Source organism: Ignavibacteriota bacterium (assembly GCA_019637995.1).
Lineage (GTDB): Bacteria > Bacteroidota > Ignavibacteria > Kapaibacteriales > UBA2268 > JANJTB01.
The window spans coordinates 320,254-332,949 of sequence record JAHBUQ010000001.1; the positions used below are offsets into that span (position 1 = coordinate 320,254).

General features: G+C 34.5%; 11 protein-coding genes. 7 read left to right on the forward strand and 4 right to left on the reverse strand.

Translation table 11 applies throughout. The features are described 5' to 3' along the window. The first annotated feature begins 110 nt into the window (after nucleotides 1–110). The 4 genes from KF896_01250 to KF896_01265 all read left to right on the forward strand — a co-directional run bounded on the left by KF896_01250 (nucleotide 111) and on the right by KF896_01265 (nucleotide 4,019). Nucleotides 111–1,754 (forward strand): C69 family dipeptidase, encoded by a 1,644-nt coding sequence (locus KF896_01250; GenBank protein MBX3042321.1) that lies wholly within the window; start codon nucleotides 111–113, stop codon nucleotides 1,752–1,754. 114 nt (nucleotides 1,755–1,868) lie between these two features. Continuing rightward, on the forward strand, nucleotides 1,869–2,702 hold the full coding sequence (locus KF896_01255; GenBank protein MBX3042322.1) for a restriction endonuclease: 834 nt from the start codon (nucleotides 1,869–1,871) through the stop codon (nucleotides 2,700–2,702). Between the two features lie 72 nt (nucleotides 2,703–2,774). Next, nucleotides 2,775–3,353: an N-acetyltransferase gene (locus KF896_01260; protein ID MBX3042323.1), complete on the forward strand. Its 579-nt coding sequence runs from the start codon at nucleotides 2,775–2,777 to the stop codon at nucleotides 3,351–3,353. 45 nt (nucleotides 3,354–3,398) lie between these two features. After that, nucleotides 3,399–4,019, forward strand: a complete 621-nt coding sequence (locus tag KF896_01265; GenBank protein MBX3042324.1) for a class I SAM-dependent methyltransferase — start codon at nucleotides 3,399–3,401, stop codon at nucleotides 4,017–4,019. Nucleotides 4,020–4,054: 35 nt separating this feature from the next. Here the strand turns inward: KF896_01265 and KF896_01270 are convergent, their stop codons facing one another. The 4 genes from KF896_01270 to KF896_01285 form a co-directional block, all read right to left on the reverse strand. After that, nucleotides 4,055–5,350, reverse strand: a complete 1,296-nt coding sequence (locus KF896_01270) for a replication-associated recombination protein A (GenBank protein MBX3042325.1) — start codon at nucleotides 5,348–5,350, stop codon at nucleotides 4,055–4,057. 69 nt (nucleotides 5,351–5,419) lie between these two features. Further along, nucleotides 5,420–5,893 (reverse strand): DNA starvation/stationary phase protection protein, encoded by a 474-nt coding sequence (locus KF896_01275; GenBank protein ID MBX3042326.1) that lies wholly within the window; start codon nucleotides 5,891–5,893, stop codon nucleotides 5,420–5,422. A 67-nt stretch (nucleotides 5,894–5,960) separates the two neighbouring features. Next, a complete protein-coding gene (locus tag KF896_01280) occupies nucleotides 5,961–6,869 on the reverse strand; it encodes a hypothetical protein (GenBank protein ID MBX3042327.1) in 909 nt (302 codons plus the stop codon). A 15-nt stretch (nucleotides 6,870–6,884) separates the two neighbouring features. Further along, complete coding sequence (locus tag KF896_01285; GenBank protein MBX3042328.1) at nucleotides 6,885–7,610, reverse strand: DUF2490 domain-containing protein; 726 nt, start codon at nucleotides 7,608–7,610, stop codon at nucleotides 6,885–6,887. A gap of 365 nt (nucleotides 7,611–7,975) precedes the next feature. Here KF896_01285 and ftsH point away from each other — a divergent pair, with 365 nt between their 5' ends. The 3 genes from ftsH to KF896_01300 all read left to right on the forward strand — a co-directional run bounded on the left by ftsH (nucleotide 7,976) and on the right by KF896_01300 (nucleotide 12,695). Further along, the gene (gene ftsH, locus KF896_01290; protein ID MBX3042329.1) at nucleotides 7,976–9,919 is read left to right on the forward strand and encodes an ATP-dependent zinc metalloprotease FtsH; all 1,944 of its coding nucleotides are present in this window, start codon (nucleotides 7,976–7,978) and stop codon (nucleotides 9,917–9,919) included. 38 nt (nucleotides 9,920–9,957) lie between these two features. After that, nucleotides 9,958–11,457, forward strand: coding sequence for a hypothetical protein (locus tag KF896_01295; protein MBX3042330.1), 1,500 nt, complete (start codon nucleotides 9,958–9,960; stop codon nucleotides 11,455–11,457). Nucleotides 11,458–12,209: 752 nt separating this feature from the next. Continuing rightward, nucleotides 12,210–12,695, forward strand: coding sequence for an RNA polymerase sigma factor (locus KF896_01300; protein ID MBX3042331.1), 486 nt, complete (start codon nucleotides 12,210–12,212; stop codon nucleotides 12,693–12,695). The last annotated feature ends 1 nt before the right edge of the window (nucleotide 12,696 follow it).

Here is a 12,696-nt window from a genome sequence, read left to right on the forward strand (position 1 = left end):
ATTAAACGAATTTAGAAATATTTATCAAAATTATTGATAATAATAATATTAGTTTTATATTGCATTATTAAAAATTGCAATTTTATTTTTTTATTTATTTAGGTGATTTAATGATTCAATTAAAGAATATTATTATAGGTTTATTTCTGTTGTTGTTCACAATCAACTCATCTGACGCTTGTACCAATTTTCTTGTTACGAAGGGTGCATCAGTTGATGGCTCAACTATGATTACTTACAATGCTGATGCCGGCGGATTTATGGAGCCGCTTGTATATATTCCTGCACAAAAATGGGAACCAAACGATTCACTCGAAGTATATGACTGGGATACAGAAAAGTATTTGGGTAAAATCAAGCAAGCACCTGAAACCTATCTTGTGATTGGTAATATAAATGAATATCAGGTTTCTATTGGCGAAACAACATTTACAGGCAGGAAAGAACTTCAGGACACAAACGGCATTATGGATTACGGCAGTTTGATTAGGATCACTCTTCAACGTGCCAAAACAGCACGCGAAGCAATTAAAGTAATGGGCGACCTTGTCGAAGAGAACGGATATTATTCCACAGGCGAATCGTTCTCAATTGCAGACCCTAACGAAGTATGGGTTCTTGAAATGATTGGTAAAGGCGGCAAAGAAAAAGGCGCCGTTTGGGTAGCCGTCAAAATTCCTGATGGGTACGTTTCAGCACATGCAAATCAGGCACGTATCAGAAAATTCCCTTTGAATGACCCTGAAAATTGTATTTATTCAAAAGATGTAATCTCATTTGCACAGGCAAACGGATATTACGACCCCAAAAAAGATGGCGATTTCTCATTTGTTGATGCTTACTGCCCGCTTGACCCTCCATCATTATTATTCTGCGAGGGCAGAGTTTGGAGTTTATTCCGTAATGCAGCACCATCAATGAATTTATCGGCTGATTACTGGCGTTGTGTGGAAGGAGCAGAACCATATCCATTGTATATTAAGCCCGATAAAAAATTAACTGTTGCTGATGTTTTTGATTTATTCCGCGACCATTTTGACGGTACTGAATTTGACCTCAAAACAAGTCTTGCAGCCGAACCTTACGGCAATCCTGTTCGCTGGAAAGGTCTAACTTTCAAAGTCGAAGGTGATACAACTCAATACGCTTGGGAAAGACCAATTTCCACCCAGCAGACTGCATTTTCATTCGTTTCACAGATGCGTTCATGGCTTCCGAATGAAATTGGTGGAGTATTCTGGTATGGTGTAGATGATAATTACACAAACGTTTATATTCCGATATATTGTGCTAATTTAGCACCTCCACCATCATCACAAGGATATTCAATAAGTGAATTCAGCTTAAATTCTGCATTTTGGGTATTCAATCTGGTAGCAAATCTTGCTTATAATAAGTTTAAATTTGCTTATGAAGATATTAAAATTGTGCAATCTGAGCTTGAAAATAAATTCTTTGCGTTCCAGCCGGCTGTTGAGTCTGCCGCTCAGGAACTGTACAAAAAAGATAAAAATTTAGCAGTACAGTATCTCACCGATTATTCTAATAGTCAGTTTGAACTTTCAGTCGTAAGATGGCGTCAGCTTTGGGAAGATATGGTTATGAAATATAACGATGGTTATATCAATAATGTAAAAGAAGCAGGTGGAAGACATCCTAAGAGTGCAGGTTACAGCAATGAATTCCTTAAAAGAGTAGTGAAAGAGCGTCCGGGCTACCACGAAGTAAAGTGGAGAAAAAATAAGAAAGATTAATTTTTAAAAAAAAATAATCCGATAATTTTAAGTTGTTACAAAAGTTATTTGACTATCATGATTTAATAGTTTACTTTTGTAGCAACTTTTTATATATATTGAAAAATAAATAATATGAGTTCGAATCATTTAATAGTTAAAGCGAGTGGGGAGAAGGAACATTTTGATATTTCTAAACTGGAAAATTCACTAAAACGCTCCGGTGCTGATGATTTCACCGTCTCGCAGGTATTGCAGGAAATCACAGATTGGATTTTTAATGGTGCAACCACAAGAGAAATTTATAAGCGGGCTTTTAACGCACTTAAAAAAAAGAAACTCTCGACTGCAGCACGTTACAGCCTTAAAAAAGGACTGATGGAATTAGGTCCTTCAGGATATCCATTTGAGCATTTTATAGGTCAGCTTTTGAAATATCAGGGATTTGAAGTTCAGGTTGGTGTAATGGTCCAGGGGCAGTGCATTAGTCATGAAGTAGATGTTGTAGCAACAAGTGGTAATAAGCAAAATTTGATTGAATGTAAATTCTATAATACTCAAGGCAAATTTGCAAATGTTCAGGTGCCGCTTTATATTCGCTCAAGGGTTGATGATATAATTAAAAAACGTAAAGCACTTCCGGAATATAAAGATACAGAATTCTATGGATGGATTATTACAAATACGAGATTCACCAGTGATGCTGAAGAATTTGGCAAATGCTCAGGTTTGCATTTAATGGGATGGGATTATCCGACTACTCACAGCCTTAAGGCAATGATAGAAAAGAACAGTTATTTTCCAGTTACTGTGCTGAATTCTATAGAGAAATTCTATCTTAAAGCACTTCTGAAAAACGGAATTGTAGTATGTCACCAAATACAACAAAATCCAAATACTCTTTTGGAAGTAGGTATAAAAGAATCTAAAATCAATAGAATTCTCAATGAAGTTGAGGCTCTCTGTTAATAATTAATTTAATAATATTTGCAATATTATTTTATATCAGTTGTTGATATATTTTTAATTTTAGGAAATTCTATGAGTTATTTCGTGCACGAGTCAAGCTATGTAGATGACGGATGTGAAATAGGTGAGGGAACAAAAATATGGCATTTCAGTCATGTTCAATCAAATGCCATAATTGGTATAAAGTGTGTTTTGGGGCAGAATGTAAATGTTGGCAATAATGTAAAAATTGGAAATTTCTGCAAGATTCAGAATAATGTCTCAATTTATGAAGGTGTTGAGCTTGAAGATTATGTGTTTTGTGGTCCTTCAATGGTATTTACAAATGTAATTGACCCAAGATGTAAATATCCCCAGGTTGGTTCTGAGTTTTATCATCGAACCCTTATCCGTGAAGGTGCTTCAATTGGTGCTAATGCCACAATTATTTGCGGGAATACTATCGGTAAGCATTCTTTTATTGCTGCAGGTTCGGTAGTAACAAAAGATGTACCTGACTATGCAATGATAGTAGGTGTTCCCGGAAAAATAGTCGGATGGGTGAGTGAAGCCGGCACTAAGCTGAAATTCGATGATTCAGGTTTTGCTTTTTGTGAAAAATCAAATCGAAAATATAGATTTGATGGCTTAAATGTACTGGATATTGCCTGAATTTATGAGAATTTTCATGATTTTTTAACAAATATATGATATGTCATGATTTGCCCACTCTGTAAAGACAGACTTTCAAATTTAATTGATGAATTTTATTATCAATGCATCTTATGTGACTCTTTCGTAAAGGAAAGTAAGTACTACTTGAATCAAGAGGAAGAAGTTGCTTATTACAAGCTGCACAATAACGACGTAAACGATTTCGGATACCGGAATTTTACATCTCCTGTAACTAATACTGTTTTAGAAAAATTCAACTCTACTCATTTGGGGCTTGATTATGGATGTGGAACAGGACCTGTAATATCAAAAATGCTTGGGGATGCTGGTTATAAAGTTATACTCTATGACCCGTTTTTTTTTTCGAATGATGATTATTTGAATCATAAATATGATTATATTTTCAGTTGTGAAGTCTTTGAGCATTTTCATCAACCGGCTTATGAAATCGAAAAGTTGCTGAATTTGCTTAAACCTGATGGATATTTGATTATTATGACACTTCTTTTTGATATGTCATCTGATTTCAAAACTTGGTTTTACAGAAATGATCCGACACATGTGTTTATATATACTAAGAAAACCATACATTTTATTGCCAAAAAATATAATTTGAGAATAGACAAACTAGAAGACAGAATCATTGTACTTCAAAAGATTTAAGTTTATATTAGATTAGTGGAATTATAAAAAAAAAATTAATCTTTCAGCCATAAATTAGTAAGGCGTACTTTGATTTTCGCTTCAATCCCTTGGTCAGTTGGGTTGTAGTATTGCTTATTGTGATTTTCAGGCATGTACTGCTCTTTGACAAAATGATTCGGATAGTCGTGAGGATATTTATAGTCTTTGCCATAACCTTCCTTTTTCATCAGCTTGGTAGGTGCGTTTCGTAAGTGAAGTGGAACAGTTGTATCAGAACCCTTACGAATATCGCTGAGAGCTGAATCAATGGCTAAGTAGGAAGCATTTGATTTTGGTGCAGAGGCTAAATATGTCACACCTTGAGCTAAATTAATTCTGCATTCAGGCATACCGATAATATGCACTGCCTGAAAAACAGACACAGCCAGGTTCAATGCTCCCGGGTCTGCATTCCCAATATCCTCACTGGCAAAAATGACCATTCTGCGGGCAATGAATTTCGGGTCTTCGCCTGATTCAAGCATCTTAGCAAGCCAATAGATTGCAGCATCAGGGTCTGAGCCACGCATTGATTTAATGAACGCTGAAATTGTGTCATAATGTGCCTCGCCTGTTTTATCATAACCCGGAACACGCCTCATAGCTGCTTTTTCAAGTAAATTTTTATTGATTACAATTTTATTTTCTGTTTTTTCCGGATTTGATTGCTTGATAATATTTTCAACCAAATTTAATGCCGCTCTTGCATCACCACCTGAAATAGCAAAAATCACGCTGTAATCTTCAATAATAATCTGATATTGTTTTAATAAAATATCTTCATTAATTGCATGATTTATAATATTTCTTATATCATCTTCATTTAGCTCGTTTAAGTGATAGACGCGACAGCGCGAGATTAAGGCAGGGTTTACTTCGAATGACGGGTTCTCTGTTGTTGCACCTATAAGAGTGATTACACCTCGTTCGACTGCATGAAGCAGGGCATCTTGTTGTGACTTATTAAATCTGTGTATTTCATCTATGAAAAGTACTGTTTTGTTGCCATCCTTTTTGCTTGATTCCGCTTTGCCTAGAATTTCCCTGATTTCTTTGACCCCTGATTCAATCGCAGAAATTCGGATAAACTCAAATTTGCCAACATTTGAGATAAGATATGCAAGTGTTGTTTTTCCCGAGCCGGGAGGACCCCAGAATATCATAGATGGGAAATCGCCATTTTCAAAAAATGAATATAGCGGCATACCCTCTCCTGTAAGATGTTCCTGACCGAAGAACTCGTTAAGATTTTTTGGTCGCATTCTGTCAGCAAGGGGCGAATCAGATGTCTTAGTGGTAATTCTGTTCATTTTTGTCCGATTCTCATAAAAAAAGGAGCTGTCCTTATAAAGACAGCCCCAAATTAAGAAAAACTAATTTTATCCCAAAAAGGCACTATACATCCATACAGATTTTTCTTGCTCGCGTATGTAATCACTCATAAGAGCATTAGTACCTTCATCACCGGTATCAGAAGACAAATTAAGGATATCTCTTTCCATTCTGATTAAAATTGAGAAGCTGTTAAGAATACTCTTTACAGCAATTTTTCCTTCTGTTACATCTTTTGCAGTTTTGATTTCTGATTCAGCAATGTAATCTGTGTAAGTATGTAATGGAGTAAAGCCAAGGGTTAGGATTCTTTCAGCTATCTCGTCAATTTTGAGAAATGCGTCATTATAAAGCTCTTCAAATTTAAGATGAAGCTCGAAGAATTTCTCTCCTTTGATATTCCAGTGATAACCGCGAAGATTTGAATAAAAAATCTGATAATTGGCAAGTAATTTGTTAAGTTTACTTGCAAGTTCAGCTGCTTTTGTATTATCGAGACCAATTAAATTGAAACTTGACATTAGCTTAATTCCTTTATTTTATAAACAATTAAATAAGCATCATAAACGATTTAATTTAATTTATATTTTAATTTGTCATTGAATTCTTAGGTTTTGAGATTCTATCATTTTCCCAAATCCCTTCTAAAACAATTATATTGTTTTTATCATAAATCTTACCTTTGCCGTTTCTTAAGTCTTTATCCCAATTTCCTTCATACCTTTCTCCTGAAGAGAAGTAATATACCCCAAACCCCGAGCGTTTACCATTCAAGTATTCACCTTTGTATATATCACCATTAGCCCAAGTATAAATTCCTTCACCATGCTTGAGATTATCTTTCCAAAAACCCTCATAAATCGCTTTTTTTCCAAAAATCCCAACTCCGAATCCATTTGCAGCTGAATCTGATATATTTCCAAAATAACGAACCATTATACTGTCATGATTTATAAATTCAAGCCTGCCAATAGATTTTTTAAGCATCTTAAGCGAATCGTTTAAGCTTTTGATTTCGCTATTCAAAAGTTGAATATTTCTATGTGAAAATTTGGAATAATTTCTCAGTGAATCCTCTATTCGATTTCTTATGGATAATTCCTTTGAAATTAAATTCAATGAGTTGTTTAAATCTTTGATTGCAAATTGATTTTTTTGAATTGTTCTTTTGTTTATCTGCTCAATTAACTGCAGAGAATCTAATAGAATATTTTTATAATCAATCTTATCAATAAAAGTTTTACTTTTATTATATAAGTCGTTGTTTTTTGAGTTCAGTACGCTCAATTTGGAGAAAAAATCATCTGATGAGTTAAAATCATCATCAAATAAGCTTTGATTAGCTTGCTGAAATAATAACAATTCAGCATAGATATCATTTTTTTCTTTAGTGATAATGCTAATTTCGTTCTTAGCCTTGAAATAAAGGATTGTCAAAATCAATCCCAAAATTACAATTATGGCAATAAAAATATATATTAATTTAAAACTTTTCATACTAATTACTTTAATTTAATAACCAATATTAATATTAGGAAGTCTGTCCTCTATGTTCCTGGCATCCAATCCAATAAATACATTCAGGCGGAAAATATGGCTTTCGGAATATTCAAATCCTGAACTTTTTTGTCCTATTGTCCACATGTGACCTGCAAAGAAAGTAATTCTTTCATTGTAAATATATCCAAATCCATTGTAAATACGAAAATCTTCGAAGTGGTTGTTTACGATTGACTCTCCTGATTGAAAGAAAATCTCAGCACTCGGTGAAAAGTAAAGACTTTTTTCTTCCATTTTGGATTTATTCAATGGGATATAAGCAAATACTTTATAGCGATACCTATCTGTATAATTCATATCCGATCCTTTTAGATTACTTCTTCTCCAACGATGCTCAAATCTAAACTGATGATATAAAGAAATATTTGACATTTCAGGCATTTTAAAAAGCCATTGATGCCAAATCCTTGGCTCCAATGTAATATTCTCAAAATCCGAATTACCCGGTTGAGGGTTAAAATTGAAGACCAAAGTCGGACCAATAACGGCTTCGAAATATGGATTAAAAAATATATTTATCCCGGCTCTGTTGTAAACTTGTCTGGTTATACTGATGAAATTATATAAATCATCTTGACTGTTTCTTGTGCGATAATGATGCTCACCGTAATAACCAATTTTATCGCTTAGTTTTACTTTAAGATACAGACCATTCCATAATCCTGTTTCCTCAAGCATGGATACAGATTTATCCTGCGAATAGACCTGAAAATAAATAAAAAATAATAACAGAACAATAAATTGTTTCATACATAATTTAATTTGTTGAATATATATATCAACGATAAATTCAATTAATTATTCTTTATCAATTGTAAAAATGTATTAATAAATTTATTAATCATAGTGATGTAGTATGAAAACAAATATTTTTTTGTTTTTTGAAAAATTATGAGTATTTTATTACGTCATAGCAATATATTATCAAACAAATTATTTCCTTTTGGAGAATTTTAATGGCAGAATCGCAAAATAACGGCGATAATTCAAATAAAAATAAAAAAGACCCTTTTGATGAATTCAGAAAATTTGGTGACGGCAAAATGCCTCCTGCAAATTTTATGAGAAATATGATGCTTTGGTTTGTCCTGGCTGCAGGTATATTCATTGTATATGTATTTATGCAGGGAAATCAAAAGCAGGAATGGCCCGTAACATTCACAGAATACCAGCGTTTTTTGCAGGAAGACCTTATATCGGAAGCAGTTGTAGTCAAAAGTCAATACAATAAATATGAATTCCGAGGTGTACTTAAACAACCTGTTAACATAATGGCTGAAGGACGCGAAAGGGCAGTAACAAGATTCTCGGCTAAACTTGGTGTACTTGATAGCGAAACAGAACAATTATGGGCTGAAAAAGGAATAGCTTGGTCTTACGAAGAAGGAGACGGAGCATTTTGGAATTATATTCTCCCTATGCTCCCGTGGATTCTTCTCATTGGACTTTATATCTTTTTCATGCGTCGGATGCAGGGTGGAGGCTCAAAAGGAATATTTTCATTTGGAAAATCCCGTGCTAAACTGCTGAATGAAGGTGCGCCCAAAGTAACATTTGAAAATGTTGCAGGTGCTGATGAAGCAAAGTATGAACTTCAGGAAGTTATTGAATTCCTTAGAGAGCCTGCAAAATTCCAGAGACTTGGCGGCAAAATTCCACGCGGAGTATTACTTTTAGGTCCTCCAGGTACAGGCAAAACCCTGCTTGCACGTGCAGTTGCAGGCGAAGCGAATGTTCCTTTCTTCTCTATATCAGGCGCTGATTTCGTAGAGATGTTTGTCGGAGTTGGTGCAAGTCGTGTAAGAGATTTATTCGAACAAGCTAAGAAAAGTTCACCATGTATCGTATTTATTGATGAGATTGATGCTGTCGGACGTCATCGCGGCGCCGGTCTCGGCGGAGGTCACGATGAACGTGAGCAGACACTTAATCAGCTATTGGTTGAGATGGATGGTTTTGAACAGAATAGTGGTGTAATTATAATAGCAGCAACTAACCGTCCGGATGTTCTCGACCCTGCACTTCTCAGACCGGGAAGATTTGACCGCCAGGTAGTTGTTGACCGCCCTGATGTAAAGGGCAGAGAAGGTATTTTCAAGGTTCATACAAACAAAATTCCACTTGGTAGTGATGTTGATATTCTCACTTTGGCAAAGGGTACACCCGGACTATCTGGTGCAGATATTGCCAATATTGTAAATGAAGCGGCACTTCTTGCAGCAAGACGTGACAGCGATAAAGTAACGATGTATGATTTTGAAAATGCGAAAGATAAAGTTTTAATGGGTGTTGAGCGTAAGAGTATGGTAATTTCCGACCGAGAAAAAGAAATGACAGCTTATCACGAGATGGGACATGCCTTAGCCGGTAAATTTCTTCTACATTCCGACGCTGTTCACAAGGTAACGATAATTCCTCGTGGAAGGGCTTTGGGGCTTACCTGGCATTTGCCAAATGAAGAATTCCACTCTAAATCAAAAGAGTATTTTGAAGACCAGCTCGTTGTTCTTATGGCTGGACGTGCAGCAGAAAGATTAGTTTTCAGAGTGCTTTCGACAGGTGCATCAAATGACCTGATGAGAGCATCTCAGATTGCCCGAAAAATGGTTTGTGAATGGGGTATGAGCGATGTTATTGGTCCGGTTACGTTCAATCATGATAACGAGGAAGTTTTCCTTGGACGTGATTTTTCAAAAACAAGAGACCATAGTGAGGAAACCGCTCAGATTATTGACTCAGAAGTCAGACGAATACTTACTAAAGCTCAGGACAGAGCTGAAGACCTACTTGCAGAGAATATTGATATTTTACACAGAATATCAAAAATTTTACTCGAAAGAGAAATTCTTGATGGCGAGGAACTTGATTTGCTTGTCAAAGGCGACGAATTACCTCCAATAAGCCGTCAGGCTATGCTTGCTATCAAATCTACGAACTTCGATGGTAATGAGAATTCAAGTAATTCTGTTACCAATAGTATTGAATAATTTATATGTGCTTTGATTAACTAAGAATAGGTATGGATGTGAGTGAAGAATTAAATTTTGTAGCGGGAGCTGATGATGAGCCCCGGAAAGGTGATGTTCTGGTACAATACAACAATGATGATGAATACAGAACAGCTTATGATAATATTAAAAGTGAACTTGATAAAGCAGTAGCCTTTGCAAGTGAAAGTATGGATTGGAAGGAGATTCGCAAACAACTCATGGATGTTCGCGATAAGATTAAGGGTCTGTTTCTCAAAGAAGATGACAATAATAATCTTAATGAATCAATAAGAGCTACTCTTGAGTCTGTTAATCAGCGTCAGACCGAAGAGCAGGATAAACTCGATAAAGAATCTCAGGAAAATTTTGATTCAGTAATTGGTCAGGTTAACGAAGCTTGCGATTTTTCAGAAACAAGCAGTGATTTTAAAAAGTCAAGAGAACTTTTGCTTGCCGCACAGAATTCATTTAAAAGCATTAGACTAAAAAGATCACATCGCGACGAACTTTACCGACTTATCAATTCTGCTTTTGATAATGTTAGCAAAAAGCAAAACGAAGATCGTGAAAATTATGAAATGGAATGTATCGAAAATTATCACAATCTGAAAGGAAAAATTGACGCTGCTATTGATGTTGCCACGAAATCCGAAAATTTTGCTGAAGCTAGAAAAGTACTTATTAATGTTCAAGGTCACATTAAAGGTCTTAAGCTAAAAAGAGAGCAACGCGATGAACTATATCAAACTATACGCGATGCTTTTGATTCTGTTAATCAAAGACAGGAAGCCGAAAGGTCAGAATTCAATAAGGCTACAACTGAGAATTATGATAAAGTAAGAAAAGTTGTTGATGATGCTATAAATTTTGCCAAAACTTCTGAAGAATATTCTATTTCGAGAGAGCAACTTATTAATGCTCAAAATCAAATCAAAGCCCTCAAACTCAGACGTGACCAAAGAGACCAGCTATTTTCAGATATCAGGGCTGTTTTTGAAGAGTTGAACGAAAAGCAATCTTCTGAAAGAATTGAATATGAATCTGAGTGTAATGAAAATTTCGACAGATTAAACCTGAAAGTCGCTGAAGGAATGAATCTGGTTGAAGATTCGAGCGAATTTAATATTATTCGTGAAACACTTATCACTATTCAGGGTGAAGTCAGGATTGCGAGATTGAAAAAAGACCAAAGAAATGAGCTTTTTGGTAAAATTCGTGAAGCGTTTGCTAATTTCGACAAAAAGAAGAATGACTACTATGACCAGAGGAAAGAAGATAAATCACATAAACTGCATGAAATAAAAGCAAATCTTGAAGAAAAAATATCAAGACTTGAGGATGTACTTTCTAAAGATATCGAATCGCTTGAAATTCAAAAAGACAAGCTCAAAGAAGAAGGTATAGATGAGTTTTTAATCAGTGAAATCAATACTAAAATTGAAAATATTCAGACAAGAATTAAAGAAAAACAAGAATCTATTGACCAAAGCAAAGCAAGAATTGCTGAAATTGATTTAGAAATAAGCAAATTTTAATGTGATATGGATTATTTTTTAAAAAAACCTCTGTAATTCCATAATTATAGAGGTTTTTTATATGTAAAAACTCAAATTTAAAAAAGTTTTACAAAGCCTTAATAATGTACGTTATCAAATACTACTTATTAGCTTTTTTTTCCTGCTTTTCCTTTCTTTTTTCTATCAAAGTCTTAGTCGCTTTTTTCTTTAATTCCGGTTTAGACTCTTTACCTTTTGCCATTGAAACACCTGATTTTTAAATTTAATAATTTACTTGAGTTTAGACATTGCAATCAAGTAATTATTGTCAATTATTATTCGATTTGTTGATTTTCAATGAACAATTGGTTTAAAGCAACGTTTTTTGAACTAATAACAGCTTGTGGATTATGGGCTGGATTTTGCGGGATTGTGTTTCGGGATATATCAATTAGTGATTAATTTATGATAACTAGTGTTTGGCAGAAAAGTATTCAGTTGCAAAATAATAAAGTTAAATGTCACACTGAGCGAAGTCGAAGTGTTATATATCGCTAAATATCAAGCAATATGTACACATTTCGACATAGTTTATCCTGAGCTTGTCGAAGGGCTACAAATGTGACAAAACTTTATAATTGTACTTTTTTGTCAGATACTAAATATAGATTTGTATATTGAGTAAATAAGTAATATTATTACATGAGTTATAACAAATATTAAATTGATATGTCCACTTTTTTGTGTTTATTTGCTCTTCCTAATGAGTACGAAATTTAATAAGAAAAAATTTGAATAAGCAGGATAGATTTTTGGAAATATATGAGCCGTGTCGTGAACGGCTCTGGAAATTCATACTGTCTTTCATCAATAATCGTTTTGATGCTAAAGACATTATGTCTGAAACTACTCTGCGGGCTTATGAAAATTTTGACAATATTAATGATAATACTGCATTTTTGAGTTACCTTTTTACAACTGCCAGACGGCTAATTTACAGACGAACTTTATTTAACAAGCGAATTGACGGCAGCAGTAAATTTGAGCCGGATGATATTGCAAATTCGGATTTCGGTGCAGAAAATCTGCAACAATTGAATGAACTTTATGCTGCCCTTGACAAAATTTCCAAGAAACAGAAGGAAGCTATTGTTCTGACAGCTATAAATGGACTTTCTTATTCTGAAGCGGCTATTATTATGAGTACGAATGTAGAAAACATCAAAAAATTAGTTTTTCGCGGTAGAGAAAAACTTAAAAATTTGCTGGATAATTAAT

Bases quoted from the DNA above. Each gene is read 5' to 3' on its own strand.
- KF896_01260 (MBX3042323.1), top strand. From the start codon at position 2,775: ATGAGTTATTTCGTGCACGAGTCAAGCTATGTAGATGACGGATGTGAA.
- ftsH (MBX3042329.1), top strand. From the start codon at position 7,976: ATGCCTCCTGCAAATTTTATGAGAAATATGATGCTTTGGTTTGTCCTG.
- KF896_01285 (MBX3042328.1), bottom strand. From the start codon at position 7,610: ATGCTTGAGGAAACAGGATTATGGAATGGTCTGTATCTTAAAGTAAAA.
- KF896_01250 (MBX3042321.1), top strand. From the start codon at position 111: ATGATTCAATTAAAGAATATTATTATAGGTTTATTTCTGTTGTTGTTC.
- KF896_01280 (MBX3042327.1), bottom strand. From the start codon at position 6,869: ATGAAAAGTTTTAAATTAATATATATTTTTATTGCCATAATTGTAATT.
- KF896_01255 (MBX3042322.1), top strand. From the start codon at position 1,869: ATGAGTTCGAATCATTTAATAGTTAAAGCGAGTGGGGAGAAGGAACAT.
- KF896_01265 (MBX3042324.1), top strand. From the start codon at position 3,399: ATGATTTGCCCACTCTGTAAAGACAGACTTTCAAATTTAATTGATGAA.
- KF896_01270 (MBX3042325.1), bottom strand. From the start codon at position 5,350: ATGAACAGAATTACCACTAAGACATCTGATTCGCCCCTTGCTGACAGA.
- KF896_01275 (MBX3042326.1), bottom strand. From the start codon at position 5,893: ATGTCAAGTTTCAATTTAATTGGTCTCGATAATACAAAAGCAGCTGAA.